The organism is Paraburkholderia sp. MM5496-R1, from assembly GCF_050436205.1.
Lineage (GTDB): Bacteria > Pseudomonadota > Gammaproteobacteria > Burkholderiales > Burkholderiaceae > Paraburkholderia > Paraburkholderia tuberum.
The window spans coordinates 1607675-1625779 of the sequence record NZ_JBNDLT010000002.1; the positions used below are offsets into that span (position 1 = coordinate 1607675).

Annotated in this window: 15 protein-coding genes; 10 read left to right on the forward strand and 5 right to left on the reverse strand. The window is 65.2% G+C overall.

Annotated elements, in window-relative coordinates; genetic code table 11:
* Positions 1-38: 38 nt before the first annotated feature.
* Positions 39-4106 carry a DNA translocase FtsK gene (locus OKW38_RS14340; RefSeq protein ID WP_429362002.1) on the forward strand — a complete coding sequence of 1356 codons (4068 nt, stop codon included), beginning with the start codon at positions 39-41 and terminating at the stop codon, positions 4104-4106.
* A gap of 104 nt (positions 4107-4210) precedes the next feature.
* Here OKW38_RS14340 and OKW38_RS14345 read toward each other — a convergent pair whose 3' ends face one another.
* The gene (locus OKW38_RS14345) at positions 4211-5602 is read right to left on the reverse strand and encodes a lactonase family protein (protein ID WP_429362004.1); all 1392 of its coding nucleotides are present in this window, start codon (positions 5600-5602) and stop codon (positions 4211-4213) included.
* A gap of 267 nt (positions 5603-5869) precedes the next feature.
* Here OKW38_RS14345 and OKW38_RS14350 point away from each other — a divergent pair, with 267 nt between their 5' ends.
* Positions 5870-6022 carry a DUF3096 domain-containing protein gene (locus tag OKW38_RS14350; RefSeq protein WP_013088853.1) on the forward strand — a complete coding sequence of 51 codons (153 nt, stop codon included), beginning with the start codon at positions 5870-5872 and terminating at the stop codon, positions 6020-6022.
* Between the two features lie 317 nt (positions 6023-6339).
* Here the strand turns inward: OKW38_RS14350 and OKW38_RS14355 are convergent, their stop codons facing one another.
* Entirely contained in the window at positions 6340-6585 is a 246-nt protein-coding gene (locus tag OKW38_RS14355) for a hypothetical protein (protein ID WP_184009621.1), read from the reverse strand.
* A 244-nt stretch (positions 6586-6829) separates the two neighbouring features.
* Here OKW38_RS14355 and OKW38_RS14360 point away from each other — a divergent pair, with 244 nt between their 5' ends.
* Together OKW38_RS14360 and OKW38_RS14365 are read left to right on the forward strand one after the other, a co-directional pair.
* Positions 6830-8707 (forward strand): glycoside hydrolase family 15 protein, encoded by a 1878-nt coding sequence (locus tag OKW38_RS14360; RefSeq protein WP_429362005.1) that lies wholly within the window; start codon positions 6830-6832, stop codon positions 8705-8707.
* Positions 8708-8886: 179 nt separating this feature from the next.
* A complete protein-coding gene (locus OKW38_RS14365; RefSeq protein WP_090803645.1) occupies positions 8887-10164 on the forward strand; it encodes a polyhydroxyalkanoate depolymerase in 1278 nt (425 codons plus the stop codon).
* A gap of 123 nt (positions 10165-10287) precedes the next feature.
* Here OKW38_RS14365 and OKW38_RS14370 read toward each other — a convergent pair whose 3' ends face one another.
* The gene (locus OKW38_RS14370; protein ID WP_013088849.1) at positions 10288-10920 is read right to left on the reverse strand and encodes a TetR family transcriptional regulator; all 633 of its coding nucleotides are present in this window, start codon (positions 10918-10920) and stop codon (positions 10288-10290) included.
* Positions 10921-11160: 240 nt separating this feature from the next.
* On the opposite strand from OKW38_RS14370, the gene rsxB reads away from it, so the two are divergent.
* From rsxB to OKW38_RS14385, 3 genes are all read left to right on the forward strand, one after another.
* Complete coding sequence (gene rsxB, locus OKW38_RS14375; RefSeq protein WP_429335990.1) at positions 11161-12066, forward strand: electron transport complex subunit RsxB; 906 nt, start codon at positions 11161-11163, stop codon at positions 12064-12066.
* A gap of 43 nt (positions 12067-12109) precedes the next feature.
* Positions 12110-12754: an endonuclease III gene (gene nth, locus OKW38_RS14380; protein ID WP_429362007.1), complete on the forward strand. Its 645-nt coding sequence runs from the start codon at positions 12110-12112 to the stop codon at positions 12752-12754.
* 143 nt (positions 12755-12897) lie between these two features.
* Positions 12898-13332 carry a DUF1841 family protein gene (locus OKW38_RS14385; protein ID WP_429362008.1) on the forward strand — a complete coding sequence of 145 codons (435 nt, stop codon included), beginning with the start codon at positions 12898-12900 and terminating at the stop codon, positions 13330-13332.
* A gap of 126 nt (positions 13333-13458) precedes the next feature.
* Here OKW38_RS14385 and OKW38_RS14390 read toward each other — a convergent pair whose 3' ends face one another.
* The gene (locus tag OKW38_RS14390) at positions 13459-13839 is read right to left on the reverse strand and encodes a c-type cytochrome (protein WP_429335989.1); all 381 of its coding nucleotides are present in this window, start codon (positions 13837-13839) and stop codon (positions 13459-13461) included.
* A 46-nt stretch (positions 13840-13885) separates the two neighbouring features.
* Entirely contained in the window at positions 13886-14254 is a 369-nt protein-coding gene (locus tag OKW38_RS14395; protein WP_090803639.1) for a c-type cytochrome, read from the reverse strand.
* 316 nt (positions 14255-14570) lie between these two features.
* Between OKW38_RS14395 and OKW38_RS14400 the strand changes: the two genes are divergently transcribed.
* From OKW38_RS14400 to OKW38_RS14410, 3 genes are all read left to right on the forward strand, one after another.
* On the forward strand, positions 14571-15413 hold the full coding sequence (locus tag OKW38_RS14400; RefSeq protein WP_090803635.1) for an AAA family ATPase: 843 nt from the start codon (positions 14571-14573) through the stop codon (positions 15411-15413).
* Positions 15414-15441: 28 nt separating this feature from the next.
* Positions 15442-16617 carry a vWA domain-containing protein gene (locus OKW38_RS14405; protein WP_018419886.1) on the forward strand — a complete coding sequence of 392 codons (1176 nt, stop codon included), beginning with the start codon at positions 15442-15444 and terminating at the stop codon, positions 16615-16617.
* Between the two features lie 76 nt (positions 16618-16693).
* Positions 16694-17914 (forward strand): benzoate/H(+) symporter BenE family transporter, encoded by a 1221-nt coding sequence (locus tag OKW38_RS14410; protein WP_429362010.1) that lies wholly within the window; start codon positions 16694-16696, stop codon positions 17912-17914.
* The last annotated feature ends 191 nt before the right edge of the window (positions 17915-18105 follow it).

Genomic DNA, 18105 nt, shown 5'->3' on the forward strand with positions numbered 1-18105 from the left:
GCGCTTCTCGCGCGCTCCGTCATTCGTAGATGTCTGGTATGCACACGGTAGTTTTCGGCTGGTTCGGCGGGTCGGCCGTCTGGTTCATTCCTCTTTTGTGGCGCCTCGTGAAGTCGATGCTGCCGGGCGGCGCGGGTCTGCGCGGCCCCGGCACGATCCGGCTGTGGCTCGGTTTCGTCTGCGTGCTGATCGCGAGTTGCACGCTCGAGGGCTCGCTGATCGGCGTTGCCGGCATCAATGGTTTCGGTCATGCGCTCGCCGCGGGGCTTGGACATCTGCTCGGCCATGTCGGCACGCCGCTCGCGGCGCTCGCGCTGCTCGTGATCAGCCTGCCGTGGCTCGTCGACTTCCGCTGGAGCGACGTCGCCGTTTGGGCCGACGGCGCGTTCGGCCTCGGTCTGTCGCGGGGACTCGCGAAGCGCGACGAGGATGCGCGCCGCCACCGCAGCGTCGACGACGGCGCGCCGTCGCATGTGTCGCCTGCTACCAACACGATGGCGCCACGCAACAACAAGGGTCGCTACGCGCGGCCGACGGTGTGGCGTCCGCCCGCGAGCGGGCGCGGCGCGGGCTCCGCCGCTGCTGCCGGCACCGCGGCGGCTGGCATCGCGGTTAGCAAGGACGCTTCCGCCCGTGGCGCCGGCGCAAGCGGGCGAGCCGATGCGGCCGCCGACGCGGCGCGCGGGCCGGTCAAGCAGACCGAGCCGGTGCTACGGACGGGGTCGAGCGCGTCGCCGCGCCCGGCAACGTCGACGGCAACGCAGGCGCTGCATGCGGACAAGGCTGCGGACAGATCCGCCGCACCATTCGTGCCGGCCGAGCCGGTCGCGCCGGCCGGCTGGTTGCGCACCACGGAGCCGCGCGCGGCGACGGCGGCGGCATCGCTGGGTGCGGCGGGTGCATCGGGCATGTCGGCTCGTGATGGCGCTGCGCAGGTCGGGCGGCGTTCGGTCGGAGATCAGCGTGCGGCCGCGTCGTTCGGCTCCAGTGCCGCGTTGGCGGCGACGGCCGCCAACGCGGCCGGCGTGTCGGCGCGAGCGGCACAGGCAATGGCGGGCCGCGCCGCCGCCTCGGGCGCCGGTATCGGCATCACAGCGGGATCGATGAATGCCGCGGGCCGCGCAAGCCGCCCGTCGTCGCTGTCACGTCCGACCGACGGCAGCGCACCGCTCAATCGCGGCGCGACCCCGCGTCAACCGTTCCCGGCCGCTTCGCGCGCCAATAGCGTGACCTCGCCGTCGACGGTGCGCCGGCCTACACCGAACTTCACTGGAACGACGACGAACGCGTCGACGGTCGCGCCGCCCGCGAGCGTCGAGGAAACGCTGCGCAGCATCGCGGAAAACGCCGCGCGCTGGACCGACATGGCCGGTGTGAGCCTGGCGCGCAGCCGTGGCGCCGATAGCACGAAGATTGGCGATGCAGAGCGTGCGTCGACGACGTTCGATGTGCCACCGGCGCAGCGGGACGTGCTACCTGTCGAAAACGGCGAGACGGTTGCGGCGCCGCAGGCGCAGAGCGTGGAGAGTTCGGCGCGGATGGTGTCGCCGGCGCAGTCGCAGCAAGAAACCGCATCGGTCGAGTTGCCGGCTGAGCGTGCGGTGGCCGAGTCCGAGAGGTCGGTCGAGGGCGGCAACGAAGCGGTTGCGCAATGGCCGACCGAACCGCCCGTCATTCATGCGCCGCTTACGGCTGCGCCGCAGACGACGACTGCAACCGAGTCGGTGGCCGACGTGGCTGCTGCGGCTGTCGAATCCGCGGTTGTCGAGCCATCGGCATCCGCTGTGGCTGAGCCTGCCGCCACCGAACCCGCCGCAAGCGCGCCGCAACATGAGTCGCCGACGGCGACGCCATTCGAGCGCTTCGCAGCCAGCCTACGGGACGATGCTTCGCAAGAAGACGCACCGGCGGTTCAAAACGATTCGACGCAGACAGCAACCAACACCAGCGTCCCGGAATCGCAGGGGGAGGAATCCGCGCGAACCGTCGAACCGGCCACCGCCGACACCGCGACGCCTCCGCAAGCGCGGGCTCCGGCAGCCGAAATCGTCATCGACAAGACGCTCGTGCCTTGGGAGAGCAAGCTCGCCCCCGCCGCGGCTCAACGCGCGGCCGCGTCAGCGGACTCGCCGCAGACGGAGGCCGCCGCGCCGTCGAGCGCAAGCGTGCCGCCGTGGTCCGGCGCGACGGTCTCGGAACTCGCCAGCGAAAGTGCGCAGTCAGGTGAGCCCGCGACGTCGCACGCCCCTGCCCTGCCCGCTGTGAACGAGCCCGCGAACACCACCGCAAACGACTCGCCGTCGTCGACTTCGACGAGTGCGGCGAATCTCGCTATGCCGGCAACCGCACCGGCCGTCGTCTCGAACGTAGTCCGTTTCCCGGGCTTCGCCGCGCCGGCGACCAGCATCGAGCCTTCGGTCGGCGCAAGCGCAACGCCTGCCGCGAACACGCCGGCCGCCGAACCGTCGCCGGCTCCGTCGCCGGCTCCGTCGTCTTCGCCCGCGCTAACACCGCAACCGCAGGTCCAATCCGCCGACCAACCCACTGCCGAGCCCGCCGCCAGCCCGCCGCTGCCCTGCCACGCGCCGGTCAACGGCTTCGAGTTCCATGCGCCGGCCGCATCGATGGTCGAACTGCCGACGCTCGATCTGCTCGCCCCCGCCGATGCCGACATCGAACCGATCCCGGATGAAAAGCTGCGCGAAACCGGCCTGCTGATCGAGCAGCGCCTGCAGGAATTCAAGGTGCCGGTGATGGTGGTCGGCGCATCGGCGGGTCCGGTCATCACACGCTTCGAAGTCGAACCGGCGCTCGGCGTGCGCGGCAGCCAGATCGTCGGTCTGATGAAGGACCTGTCGCGCGGTCTCGGTCTCACGTCGATCCGCGTGGTCGAAACGATTCCGGGCAAGACCTGCATGGGCCTCGAACTGCCGAACGCGAAGCGCCAAACGATCCGCCTCTCGGAAATTCTCGAGGCGAGCGTCTACCAGAACTCGCACTCGCGACTCACGCTTGCGATGGGCAAGGACATCACCGGCCATCCCGTCGTCGCCGATCTCGCGAAGGCGCCGCACATGCTGGTGGCCGGCACGACCGGCTCGGGCAAATCGGTCGCGATCAACGCGATGATCTGCTCGCTGCTGTTCAAGGCGACGCCAGAGGAAGTGCGCCTGATCATGATCGACCCGAAGATGCTCGAACTTTCGGTCTACGAAGGCATTCCGCATCTGCTCGCGCCGGTCGTCACCGACATGAAGCTCGCGGCCAACGCGCTGAACTGGTGCGTCGGCGAAATGGAAAAGCGCTACCGGCTGATGTCGGCCGTTGGCGTGCGCAATCTCGCCGGCTTCAACCAGAAGATCCGCGACACCGAGGCGAAGGGCAAGAAGCTCGGCAACCCGTTCTCGCTGACGCCCGATGCGCCCGAGCCGCTGGCGCCGCTGCCGCTGATCGTCGTCGTCATCGACGAGCTCGCCGACCTGATGATGGTCGCCGGCAAGAAGATCGAGGAGCTGATCGCGCGGCTCGCGCAGAAGGCGCGTGCGGCCGGCATCCACCTGATCCTCGCGACGCAGCGGCCATCCGTCGACGTCATCACCGGTCTCATCAAGGCGAACATTCCGACGCGCGTCGCGTTCCAGGTGTCGTCGAAGATCGACTCGCGCACGATTCTCGACCAGATGGGCGCCGAGTCGCTGCTCGGCCAGGGCGACATGCTGTTTCTGCCGCCGGGCACCGGCTACCCGCAGCGCGTGCACGGCGCGTTCGTCGCCGACGAGGAAGTGCATGCGATCGTCGAATATCTGAAGCAGTTCGGCGAGCCACAATACGAGGAAGGCATTCTCGACGGCCCGGCCGCCGATGGCGGCGCGGCCCAGGACCTGTTCGGCGAAGCGCCGGATGCGGAAGCCGATCCGCTGTACGACGAAGCGGTCGCGTTCGTCGTACGCACGCGGCGCGCCTCGATCTCGTCGGTGCAGCGGCAGTTGCGCATCGGCTATAACCGCGCGGCGCGGCTCGTCGAACAGATGGAGGCGGCCGGCCTCGTGTCGGCGATGAGCATCAACGGCAGCCGCGAAGTGCTGGCGCCGGGGCCGGCGGAATGAGCGCCCGGTGAATCGCTAACCGGGTCGGCGATGATCCGGAAGAAAAAACGGACAGCCTCAGGATGTGAGCTGTCCGTTTTTCATTTACCCGCGCGTGCTGCGCATCACGACGGTGATACCAGCTTGAAGTCGACCGGCGAGCCGAGATCGAAATGCTGCTTCGGATTCGGATCGAGCAGCCCCGTCTGCGGATCGCGCTTGAACACATAGACCGTGTCGCTCAGCTGATTGCCGACGATCAGCCAGTTGCCGGTCGGATCGATGGTGAACTCGCGCGGCGATTTGCCGAGGCTCGACTGCCGGCCGATCTGCTTCAGGTGTCCAGTGGCGGGATCGACCGAGAAGATCACGATCTCGTTCGCGTCGCCGCGATTGGACGCATACACGAAGCGTCCGTCCGGCGACATATGGATCGCCGCGGCGCCCACCTTCCCCTTGAAGTCAGGCTCGCTCAATGGCAGCGTCTGCACGAGCTTCAGCCTGCCGTCGTGGTAGTCGAACGTGCTGACGGTCGCCGCGAGTTCGCTCGTCAGATACGCGTGCTTGCCGTCCGCGCCAAAGATCAGATGGCGCGGACCCGTGCCGGCCTTCTGCTGCGTGTAGCCCCAGTCCGTCGCGATGAATGGGCCCGCGCCGGCGCTGCTCTGCGGCGCGTAGCGGTACGAGTACAGCTTGTCGGCGCCGAGGTCCTGCGCGAACAGATAGCGGCCGTCAGGCGAGAACACGGTCGAATGCACGTGCGAGTTGTCCTGCCGCCCTTTCACCGGACCGCCGCCCTCGTGATGCACGGTCTGCACCGAGGTGCCGACCTGGCCGTTCGCCTGCAGCGGAAACACCGCGAAACTGCCGCCCGGATCGGGCGCGACCGAATAGTTCGCGCCCAGCAGATACTTGCCGTCCGCCGAGATGCTCAGATAGCACGGATCATTGCCGTCCGACGACACCTTGTTCAGAAACGTCAGTTGCCCGCGCGCGGCATCGAAGCCGAACGCGCTGATCCCGCCGCGCTGCGTGGCCGGGCCGTTGTCACCGGGCAATTCGTTGACCGAATAGACGAAGCGGCGGTCGCGGCTCACGACCAGAAACGACGGATTGACCGTCTGCGCGACCGACACCTGGGTCGCCGCGCCGGTCTTCGTATCGAAGCGAAAGACGTAGATGCCCTCGCTCCTGCCGCTGGTGTAAGTACCGACCAGCATCGTATAGACGCCGTCCGCGGGGACCGGGCCAGAATCTTGCGCATACGCGTGCGAAGCAACAATCGAAACCATGAGCGCGAAACCTCTTATTATCGAACGGGCGGCCCGCAACGGCGTTGGCCGCGTTGCGCGCCGGGCGGTGCTTTCCGCCGTGCAATCCACGGCAGATGGAGCGGCGCGGCCAGCGCCACGCGGACGGGAACCCTGAAAGGCAACACTGGCAAGAACAGAAGTAAAAACGGAAGTCGGAACTGGGCGCACGGCAATACGCCCGACGGCACGGCGACTGTGAAGCATGAGACCTCCTCGACATCGGTTGTCTGGTACGGGCTCGCGTATGAGCCGGGGTACGAGCGGTTGTAACGGTGTCTGGTCTGCCGCGCCGCGAATCGAGCGTCGTTCCACGTTGTTGTTGTCGAAGTCAGTATAAGAGCGTCAGGTCGGATCATGCAGTGAATCCATCGCTGCGGCACGGTCTGCGCCAGCGGCTTGGGTCCCGCGCGGCGGGACGTTTTTCAATCGTTTCCTCAATCGCGCATCACGCGTCTCAACCACGGAGTCTCCATGAACGTCACTCTCAGCCTGGGCCCGCTCGTTTCGCTGATCGCCGGCATCCTGATCCTGATCATGCCGCGCCTGTTGAACTACATCGTCGCGCTTTACCTGATCATCATCGGCATCATCGGGATCTTCGGCGTGGGCTCGTCGCATCTGTGAGCGACAGGTGCCGCGACGCCGGGCGCGAGATTTGCGTCCGGTATCGAGGTGGTTTCGCACGAAGGGAAGGTTCGCTGGGTGCCAGCGCCACTCGCCCGTGTGAGAGCGCGGCAAATGTCACGCCGTGACATATGCGGGAAGCGGGTATCGCGCGCAAGATTGACGCGCGCGATACCCGCGCCACGCGAACGATCGACCTGACGCGACGCGGCGTGAAGATACGGATAGGAAATGGGAAGGCGCGGTACGAAGGGATGCGGCGAATGGCCGGCGCGGATACGCCAGGAACCTGCGCTACGAACGCTCGGCCCTACCGCTCAACCGTTCGCCAGCTGTTCGAGCCGCAGGCGCCCCTGCAACGACAGCGCGCCGACCGCATAATGATCAGCATCCTGCTGATAGCGCCGGAAGCAGGCCCGCTCGACCAGGAAGGAGGCGGCAGCCAGCAGGCCGTTGCGGCTCAGGCCGAGCCGGCCATGATCGAGTGGCAACATGGAGTCGCCGGCAAGCTGGCTGGCGGCCGAGAGAATTGTGATGCAATCGGATTTCGAAGGGTTCAGCATGGCTTTCGTCCTCGGAAACGGCGTCTGCAACCGCCATGAGCAAGGCCGATTCGCAGTCCGGCAGGTCGCCGAACATCGGCATGAAATTTAATTGTATGCATGGATTTGACAATTTTCCAACCCGCGTTTTGCCGCACTGTGCGGTGAACCAAACACTGCCGATCGTGGTCCGGTAATAACGCCCACTCGAAGCGCGGCTGCTGTGGCCGTCCGTAATAACGACTCGTTTTCCGACACGCTTTCCATGCCTGCACACATCGAAGACTACGCACTCATCGGCGACGGCCATACCGCCGCGCTCATCTCCCGCGAGGGTTCCGTCGACTGGCTCTGCTGGCCGCGCTTCGACTCGGGCGCCTGCTTCGCCGCGCTGCTCGGCTCGCCCGACAACGGCCGTTGGCTGATCGCCCCCGTCACCGAGGGCGAGCACGGTGCGCCGACCATCACGCGGCGCTATCGCGGCGAAACGCTGATCCTCGAAACCGACTTCGAAACGCCCGAGGGCGCCGTCACGCTGATCGATTTCATGCCGCCCGGCAACGGCTGGTCGGAGCTGATCCGCATCGTCGTCGGCAAACGCGGCACCGTGCGCATGAAGATGGAACTCGTGCTGCGCTTCGACTACGGTTTCTCGATTCCGTGGGTCGACAAGCTCAAGCACGACAGCGGCATCAAGGCGATCGTCGGCCCCGACAACGCGGTGCTGCGCACGCCGGTCGAACTGCACGGCGAAGACATGAAGACCGTCGCGGAATTCACGGTAACCGAGGGCGAGCGCGTGCCGTTCTCGCTCGCGTACGCGGCGTCGCATCTGCGCATTCCGCCCGCGCGCGATCCGCACACGTCGCTCGCGCGCACCGAGAACCACTGGCTCGAATGGGCGGCGCGCGGCACCGTCGAAGGACGCTGGGCCGGGCCGATCCGCCGCTCGCTGATCACGCTGCGCGCGCTCGCCTACGAGCCGACCGGCGGCATCGTCGCGGCGCCCACCACGTCGCTGCCCGAGCGGCTCGGCGGCACGCGCAACTGGGACTACCGCTACTGCTGGCTGCGCGACGCGACCATCACGCTGCTTGCGATGATGCGCGGCGGCTACTACGACGAAGCGCGCGCCTGGCGCAGCTGGCTCGGCCGCGTGATGGCGGGCGCGCCGGACCAGTTGCAGATCATGTACGGCATCGGCGGTGAGCGGCGCCTGCCCGAATCCGAAATCGACTGGCTGCCCGGCTACGAGGGCGCGAAACCGGTGCGCATCGGCAACAATGCGGTCGGGCAGCGTCAGCTCGACGTCTACGGCGAGGTGATGAACGCGCTGCATCTGGCGCGCGTCGGCGGCCTGCAGGCGGACGTCACCGCGTGGAGCGTGCAGCGCGCGCTGCTCGAGCACCTGAGCACGATCTGGCGCGAACCCGACGAAGGCATCTGGGAGACGCGCGGCGGCCCCGAGCATTTCACGTTCTCGAAGGTGATGGCGTGGGTCGCGTTCGACCGCGCGATCCGCTCGGCCGAAATGTTCAAGCTCGACGGCCCCCTCGACGAATGGCGCGCGACGCGTGACACGATCCACGCCGAGGTCTGCGAGAAGGCGTGGAATCCGCAGCTCAACGCGTTCTCGCAGTACTACGGCAGCGATCAGCTCGACGCGAGCGTGCTGCTGATGCCGCTGGTCGCCTTCCTGCCGCCGCAGGATCCGCGCATCAAGGGCACGGTCGAGGCGATCGAGCGGAACCTGATGCACGGCGGCTTCGTGCTGCGCTACCGCACCACGGAATACGACGACGGCTTGCCACCGGGAGAAGGCACCTTTCTTGCGTGTTCGTTCTGGATGGTGGATAACCTTGCTCTACAGGGACGCGTGCAGGAAGCAACCGAGATGTACGAGCGGCTGCTCGCGCTGTGCAACGACGTCGGCCTGCTGTCCGAGGAGTACGACCCGGTCGATAAACGTCTCGTCGGCAATTTTCCGCAGGCGTTCTCCCACGTGGCGCTCGTGAACACCGGACTGAACCTGATGAAGCACGAGCAGGAGATGGCGCAGGCGACCGGCCATCCGGCGCGCGCGATGGAGCTTGAGGTTCAGGCAAGCCCTGATAGCGGCGGAGCAGCATCGCCATTAGCATGACGCAGTGACAATTTGCGTACACTGAATGCGAATATTGTTGCATTGCACAAATTTACCTTATTCGATATTATCGATCTGACTGTCGGCCGACAATAATGTGCCTACAACCACAATGGCCCGCCGCAACGCCTCACGCGTGTTTGCGAAGCCCCATGCGAACCGCTTAAAACGGAGCAAACATGCTCTATCAATTTCATGAATTCCAGCGGGCGATGTTGAGCCCCCTCACCGCCTGGGCTCAGGCCGCATCGAAATCATTTGCGAATCCGGCCAGTCCGCTAGCGTATGTTCCGGGCGCCACGCGCCTTTCCGCCGGCTACGAACTGCTTTACCGGCTCGGCAAGGACTACGAAAAGCCCGAGTTCAATATTCACCAGATTGTCAAAGACGGCCATAACATTCCGATCGTCGAGCAGACGTTCATCGAAAAGCCGTTCTGCCGTCTGATGCGCTTCAAGCGCTTCGCGGACGACAGCGAAGCTGTCAGCCAATTGAAAGACGAACCGGTCGTGCTCGTCTGCGCACCGTTGTCAGGACACCACGCCACACTGCTACGCGATACCGTGCGCACGTTGCTGCAAGACCACAAGGTCTACATCACCGACTGGCTCGACGCGCGCATGGTGCCGCTAGAAGCCGGCTGGTTCGGTCTGAACGACTACATCGCGTATATCCAGGAATTCATTCGCCATATCGGCGCGAAGAATCTGCACGTGATCTCGGTGTGCCAGCCGACCGTGCCGGTGCTCGCCGCCATTTCGCTGATGGCGAGCCGCGGCGAGGACACGCCGCGCACGATGACCATGATGGGTGGCCCGATCGACGCACGAAAGAGCCCGACCTCGGTCAATTCGCTGGCCACGCAGCACTCGTACGAGTGGTTCGAGAACAACGTGATCTTCACGGTGCCGCCGAACTATCCCGGCGCGGGCCGCAAGGTCTATCCCGGCTTCCTGCAGCACACCGGTTTCGTCGCGATGAATCCGGAGCGTCACGCGGCGTCGCACTGGGATTTCTACCAGAGCCTGCTGCGCGGCGACGAGGACGACGCTGAAGCGCACCGCCGCTTCTACGACGAGTACAACGCGGTGCTCGACATGGATGCCGATTATTACCTCGACACGATCCGCGTCGTGTTCCAGGAGTTCCGTCTTGCCGAGGGCACGTGGGTCGTCAACGGCGAACCGGTGCGGCCGCAGGACATCACGACGACCGCGCTGTTTACGATCGAAGGTGAACTCGACGACATTTCGGGCGACGGCCAGACTTACGCGGCGCACGACTTGTGCAGCGGCATTCCGGCGAAGAACAAGCGTCACTTCACTGCGGAGAAATGCGGCCACTACGGCATTTTCTCGGGCCGCCGCTGGCGCACGATCATTTACCCGCAATTGCGCGACTTCATTCTCGAGCACAACAAGGCAGCAAAAACGGCGAAAGAAAAAGTCGAAGCCTGAGCATCAAACTTGCACTAGCATATAAAAAGCCAACGGTCCCGTTCGAGGCCGTTGGCTTTTTTATCGCGCTTTGTTCGTGATACTGATTTTTTGCCACGGCCATGATCACCGCGGCACTGCCCGTTACTTTCTCAACAAATACGCGAGCAGCAGTTCGGTATTCATCTGAATCACCTCGCTGCGTTCGGCGGCGCTGCTGAAATCGCGGCCGAGCGTCGCCTCGAGCGTGAAACGGTTCGACACGATGTAGTAGCCCATGCCCGAGAGCGTCACGTAAAAGCGCAGCGGGTCGATGTTCGTGCGAAACAGTCCCGCGCGCTGCCCACGTTCGAGAATGCCGCCGAGCGTGGCGACGATCGGCGAGATCATTTCGCGTATGCGCGTGGACTTCTGCATATAGCGTGCTTCATGCAGATTCTCGTTGTTGATGAGCCTCAACAACTCGGGATGATCGCGGTAGTAGTCCCACACGAAATGCGCGAGGCGCGTAACCGCCTCGACCGGCGCGATTCCGTTGAGTTCGAGCGTGCGTTCCGCTTCGTTGAGCGCGCTGAACGCGTGCTCGAGTACCGCGGTGAATAGCTGCTCCTTGCTACCGAAGTAGTAATAGAGCATTCGTTCATTGGTTTCCGCGCGGCGAGCGATCTGATCGACCCGCGCGCCGAACAGCCCTCCATTTGCAAACTCTTCCGCCGCCGCGAGCAAGATGCGGCGCCTCGTGCCTTCAGGATCTCTTTTGATTTTCGGCTGATTCATGGTGGCATCGTCTTCGTGAGCCGCGTTCTCCGGATTGCGCCGCCGGCCTCTCCTCGAGCCTTTTTGTGGCGGCGTTTAGCGGGCGCGTCATGGTTGGGAAACACACCCTTTTCTGCGGTCTTTCGAATGAAGCGCTTCGATTATGGCACATGGATTGCGAATGGCAATCCGGGAAATCGGCGATAATGTGCTATTTAGTTCAGGTCGTGCGATCGCACGGCAAACCCCCGCGCCGCAACCGTGACAGACGTCAAAACACTCGCGGATCGCATCGAAGATCTGCTGCCCCAAACGCAATGCACGAAGTGCGGTTATCCCGCATGCCGTCCGTATGCCGAAGCCGTCGCCAATGGCGAGGCGAACTATAACCAGTGCCCGCCCGGCGGCGCCGAGGGCATCGCGCGCCTCGCCGCGCTGCTCGGCAAACCGGTGATTCCGCTCAATTCGGCCAATGGCGTCGAACGTCCGCGTCCGTTGGCGGTTATCGACGAACAGGTGTGCATCGGCTGCACGCTGTGCATGCAGGCGTGTCCGGTCGACGCGATAGTTGGCGCACCGAAACAGATGCACACCGTGGTCGCCGAGCTATGCACCGGCTGCGACCTGTGCGTGCCGCCCTGCCCGGTCGACTGCATCACGATGCTCCCCGTGACCGGCGAGGCCACCGGCTGGGATGCATGGAGCCAAAGCCACGCGGACGCGGCGCGGGCGCGTCATAACCGCCACGAGACCCGTCTCGCGCGCGAGCGCGACGCCGCCGAAGCGCGCGCTGCGGCGCGGCGAGCCGCAAGCGCGCCGCCGGCTGCGCCGGACGCGGTTGCTGCAAGCGGCGCGACAGTGCCGTCCGAGGCTCCCGCCGCCCCGATTGCGGACGACGCGGAAGCGAAGAAACGCGCGATCATCCAGGCCGCGCTCGAACGCGCGCGCAAGAAGAAGGAAGACTTGGCCGCGAAAGGCGAGGGACCGCTGAACACCGAGAACGTCAGCGCCGACGTGCAGGCACAGATCGACGCCGCCGAAGCGCGCCGCCGCCGTCTCGGTCTTGCCAGCGGTGGCGACACGCCCGGCTCGGAACAGCAGTCCGACGAGTCAAAGGAGTCAAACGAGTCCAATCCACCGTCCAACTCACCGCCAACCGCGCGCTGACCACGCCGACGCAACCAGGCCCACTCACACGGACCCGCTCCGCATGAACACGAACAAACGCCGCGCGATCTACGAAACGCTTCAGAGCCTCAATCCGCATCCGACCACCGAGCTCGAGTACACGACGCCGTTCGAACTGCTGATCGCGGTGCTGTTGTCGGCGCAGGCGACCGACGTGTCGGTCAACAAGGCGATGCGCAGGATGTTTCCGGTCGCGAACACGCCGCAGAAGGTGTTCGACCTCGGCGAGGAAGGTGTCGCGAGCTATATCAAGACGATCGGTCTGTATCGCACGAAGGCGAAGAACGTGATCGCGACCTGCCGCATTCTGCTCGACCGGTATGGCGGCGAGGTGCCGGAGGATCGCGAGGCACTCGAAGGGCTGCCCGGTGTCGGCCGCAAAACGGCCAACGTGATCCTGAACACCGCATTCGGCCATCCGACCATCGCGGTCGACACGCACATTTTCCGCGTCGCCAACCGCACCGGCCTCGCGCCCGGCAAGGACGTGCGCGCGGTCGAAGCGGCACTCGAAAAATTCACGCCCGCCGAATTCAGGCAGGATGCGCACCACTGGCTGATTCTGCATGGACGCTACGTGTGCAAGGCGCGCCGCCCCGAATGCTGGCATTGCGCGATCGAGCCGCTGTGCGAGTTCCGGCCGAAGACCCCGCCACCCGATCTATAAGGCCGGCCCAGCTCGAAACCCGAGGCCGTGCAGCGCGCCTGCAGCCCACGCGGCCGCCGCGTAAAATAGTGCCTTACGCGCAGCGCGCACTGCGGACCCGCACCGTCGCGCTCCGCGCCCCACTCCCACGCACCGGTTCCACGATGTTCAATCCCAGCCGCGACGAAGTTCGCCTCTTTTTCACCGACACCTGGCGCAAACAGCGCCAGGGCGAGATTTTGACGCCGCTCGAGGCGATCGCCGCCGACTGGATCGTCGAGCATCCCGAATATCACGCCGATCTCGCCGATGGTCCCGCCGCCCAGGCGCAGGACTATTCGCCGGAGCGCGGCCTGACCAATCCGTTCCTGCACCTGTCGATGCACCTGGCGATCTCCGAGCAGTTGTCGATCGATCAGCCGCCCGGCATTCGAGCCGCGCATGAGCGGCTCGCCGCGCGCCTCGGCTCGACGCACGAGGCGCAGCACGCGATCATGGACTGCCTCGGCGAAACCATCTGGGAAGCGCAGCGCACCGGCACGCCGCCGGACACGGACGCGTATCTGCAGCGCATCGAACGGCGCGCGACGCGCGACTGAGGCGACTGGAAACGCCGGCGCGGCACGACGCCAGCATGTCGAGGTACGACGCCCTCAAAGCAAAACACCCCGCCAAGGCGGGGTGTTTTGCTTTTGAAGCTTCGGCGCGAAACCGGCGCCCGACGCTTACTTTTTCTGCACGAGGTCGCCTTTTAGCGATTCGATGTAAGCGGCGATGTCCTTCATGTCACTTAGCGACAGGCTCTGCACCTGTGCCTGCATGATCGCGTTGTTGCGGCCGAGGTGTGGATTGGCAGTACCCATCTGGTACTGACGCAGCGCCCAGAAGACGTAGTCGGCGTACTGACCGGCCAGCTTCGGATACTCCGGGCTCACCGGCTTGTTCAGGTTGGGACCGTGGCAGGCCGCGCAGTTGTGGCTGGCGGCGAGCACCTTACCGTTGCCGGCGTCGGCAGCGTGCGCTGCGTTCGCTGCGGCCAGACCGATGACCGCCGCCGCGCCGACCGCCTTGAATACCGTGTGGAGTGCCTGTTGGGGCTTGATCATGAAATCTCCTATCCCGCGAATTGGATGTGCTGGTGACCGACGCCGATCACTTGTCGGGATTGTTTTTCGAAGCGGCAGTTTGCGCTGCGTAGTACGCGGCGACATCGGCAATGTCCTGATCCGACAGCGTCACCGCGATCGCATGCATCGTGGCGAAATGGCGGTCGCCCTTCTTGTAGGCGCGCAGCGCGTTTTCGAGGTACGCCTGATTCTGGCCACCAAGCTTCGGCACGCGGAAAACCTCTGGATAAGCCGTGCGGTATTCGGGGATGCCGTGGCAGCCGCTACACATCGCGACCTTGTCCTGGCCCGCCTTGGCATTGCCTACGACATCCGCTGCCTGCGCATTGGCCGCATACCCCGCGAGCACCGACAGCGCTGCGATCACGACGTGTTTGCCGACGAATTTATTCATAGATGTAACCTGGCTTGAGGGGAAACGGGTGCCCACAAAGGCAGCGGTCCGCGCCGTTCTTCTTGTAGGGTAGCCACGCAGGCCAAAAAAATCGGGCTCATTGTACCGCGCCGCCGCGCCGAACGTCCACCAGACACGGGGGCCGCGCAACGCCCGCCGGGACGGGCGCCACGCCATGACCGCAGCGGCTTCGCAACGACGCCACAGCGGCACCGCCGCCGCGTCACTGCGCGGCTGACACCATACGTGAGCCGGTTTCAGGCCGACAGGCCTTCTGACTTATACTGGGTTTTTTCCCGCACAAGAGCATCTCGTCATGCGTTTCGAAGGCTCATCGCAGTACGTCGCCACCGACGACCTCAAGCTCGCGGTCAACGCCGCGATGACGCTCAAGCGCCCGCTGTTGATCAAGGGCGAACCCGGCACCGGCAAGACCATGCTTGCCGAGGAAGTCGCCGCCGCGCTCGGCATGCCGCTCTTGCAATGGCACATCAAGTCGACCACCAAGGCACAGCAGGGGCTGTACGAATACGACGCGGTGTCGCGTCTGCGCGATTCGCAGCTCGGCGACGAGCGCGTGAAGGACATCCGCAACTACATCGTCAAGGGCGTGCTGTGGCAGGCGTTCGAATCGGACGAGCAGAGCGTGCTGCTGATCGACGAGATCGACAAGGCCGACATCGAATTCCCGAACGACCTGCTGCGCGAACTCGACCGCATGGAGTTCTACGTGTACGAGACGCGCGAGCTGGTGCGCGCCAGACATCGCCCGCTCGTGATCATTACGTCGAACAACGAGAAGGAGTTGCCCGACGCGTTCCTGCGCCGCTGCTTCTTCCACTACATCAGGTTTCCGGATGCGACGACGATGCAGCAGATCGTCGACGTGCATTACCCCGGCATCAAGAAGGATCTGCTCGCCGCGGCGCTGCAGAGCTTCTTCGAGCTGCGCAACGTCGCGGGGCTGAAGAAGAAGCCGTCCACCTCCGAACTGCTCGACTGGCTCAAGCTGCTGCTCGCCGAAGACATTCCGCCCGAAGCACTGCGCTCGGCCGATCAGAAGCAGATCGTGCCGCCCCTGCACGGCGCGCTGCTGAAGAACGAACAGGACGTGAGCCTGTTCGAGCGGCTGCTGTTCATGAACCGCAACAACCGTTGAGCGGGCGCCGCGCCGCAGGACATCCAGCATGCTGATCGACTTTTTCTACTCGCTGCGCGCCGCCCGCCTGCCGGTCTCGGTGAAGGAATACCTGACGCTGCTCGAAGCGCTGAAGGCCAACGTGATCGCGCCGTCGCTCGACGAGTTCTACTACCTCTCGCGCATCACGCTCGTGAAGGACGAGCAGTACTTCGACAAGTTCGACCAGGCGTTCGGCGCCTTTTTCAACGGTGTCGCGGCGACCTCGGAGCTCGCGTTCGAGATTCCGCCCGACTGGCTGAAGAAGAAGCTGCAACGCGATCTATCGCCCGAGGAAAAGGCGCAGATCGAGGCGATGGGCGGCATCGACAAGCTGATGGAGCGCCTGAAGGAACTGTTCGACGAGCAGAAAGAGCGCCACGAGGGCGGCAACAAGTGGATCGGGACGGGCGGCACGTCGCCGTTCGGTCACGGCGGCTATAACCCCGAAGGCGTGCGCATCGGCGGCGACGCGGCCGGCAATCGCACGGCCGTCAAGGTATGGGAAGCGCGCGCGTATCGCGACTACGACGACCAGGTCGAAATCGGCACGCGCAACATCAAGGTCGCGCTGCGACGGTTGCGCCGGTTCGCCCGCGAAGGCGCCGCGGAAGAACTCGACCTGCCCGACACGATCCGCAGCACCGCCGCGAACGCCGGCTGGCTCGATCTGAAGATGGTGCCGGAGCGGCACAACAACGTGAAGGTGCTGATGCTGCTCGACGTCGGCGGCTCGATGGACGATCACGTGAAGCGCACCGAGGAGCTGTTCTCCGCCGCGAAGGCCGAGTTCAAGCACCTCGAGTTCTACTACTTCCACAACTGCGTGTACGACTTCCTGTGGAAGCACAACCGCCGCCGCCACGCCGAGCGCACACCGACGTGGGACGTGCTGCACAAGTTCACGCCCGACTACAAGCTGATCTTCGTCGGCGACGCGACGATGAGCCCGTACGAAGTGTTGCAGCCCGGCGGCTCGGTCGAGTACAACAACGCCGAGGCCGGCGCGGTGTGGTTGCGCCGGCTCGCCGATCACTTCCCGCACTTCGCGTGGCTGAACCCGGAGCCGGAAGCGCTGTGGCCGTACCGGCAGTCGGTCAGCGCGATCCGCGAAGTGCTGGGCCACCGCATGTATCCGCTGACGCTCGCGGGCCTCGAGACGGCCATGCGGGTGCTGAGCAAGTAACGCCCGCCCAAGTAACGCCCGCCATTCCAGAATCCACGTCCCGACGCTTCAACTTCCACAACAAGAAAGCCTTCGCATGAGTTCGTCCCCGTCGCCCCAACTGTCCCCCGCCGCCACGTTGCCCAGGCGCTTCAATCCGCTCGCCGATACGTCGCTGTCGACGATCGTCGCGGGCTTCGTCGCGGCGATGACCGGTTACACGAGCTCGCTCGTGCTGATGTTTCAGGCGGGCCAGGCCGCGCATCTGAGCGACGCGCAGATTTCGTCGTGGATCTGGGCGCTGTCGATCGGCATGGGCCTGTGCACGATCGGCCTGTCGCTGCGCTTTCGTGCGCCGATCGTGATCGCGTGGTCGACGCCGGGCGCGGCGCTGCTGGTGTCGTCGCTGCCGCATGTCGAGTATGCGCAGGCGATCGGCGCATTCATCTTCTGCGCGGCGCTGCTGACGCTGGTCGGCGTCACCGGCTGGTTCGACGCGCTGATGAAGCGGATTCCGTCCGGCCTTGCGGCAGCGCTGCTCGCGGGCATCCTGTTCGAGATCGGCATCGAGATTTTCCGTGCCGCGCAGTACCAGACCGCGCTCGTGCTGACGATGTTCTTTACCTACCTGATCGTCAAACGGTTCGTGCCGCGTTATGCGATTCCGACCACGCTCGTGGCAGGCACCGCAGCCGCCGGCGGCCTCGGGCTGCTCGACTTCAGCCACTTTCACGTCGCGCTCGCGCACCCGGTGCTGACGATGCCGTCGTTTTCGGTGGCGGCTTGCGTGAGCATCGGCATTCCGCTGTTCGTGGTCGCGATGGCCTCGCAGAACGTGCCGGGCATCGCGGTGCTGCGCGCCGACGGCTATACCACCCCGTCCGCGCCGCTGATCGCGACGACCGGCGTCGCGTCGCTGCTACTCGCGCCGTTCGGTTCTCACGGCATCAATCTTGCCGCGATCACGGCGGCGATCTGCACCGGCCCTGAAGCGCACGAAAACTCCGCCAGGCGCTACACAGCGGCCGTATGGGGCGGCATTTTCTATCTGCTCGCGGGCGTGTTCGGCGCGACGATCGCCGCGCTGTTCGCGGCGTTCCCGAAGGAGTTGGTCGTGTCGGTCGCGGCCCTCGCGCTGTTCGGCTCGATCATGAGCGGGCTCGCCAACGCGATGCAGGATACGAGGCAGCGCGAGGCGGCGCTCGTCACGTTCATGGTGACCGCCTCGGGACTCACGCTGCTGTCGATCGGCTCGGCGTTCTGGGGGCTCGTCGCGGGCGTGGTGACGCAAGTCGTGCTGAACGCGCGCCGCGTGTGAACGGATCGCCACGCCCGGCTGTCCATACGCGGTGTTCATACCGTCCTCGGCGATCCGCCATAGAATAGATGTATCCGGCAGCGTTTCCCAAGCCATCGTGGGACGCGCTGCGGCTTGACCCGCGGCCGCCGGCGCCGGCTGATTCCTCCTGCCGGCGCGGCGGCGTCCTCATTTCTCCTGAACCATGGCGC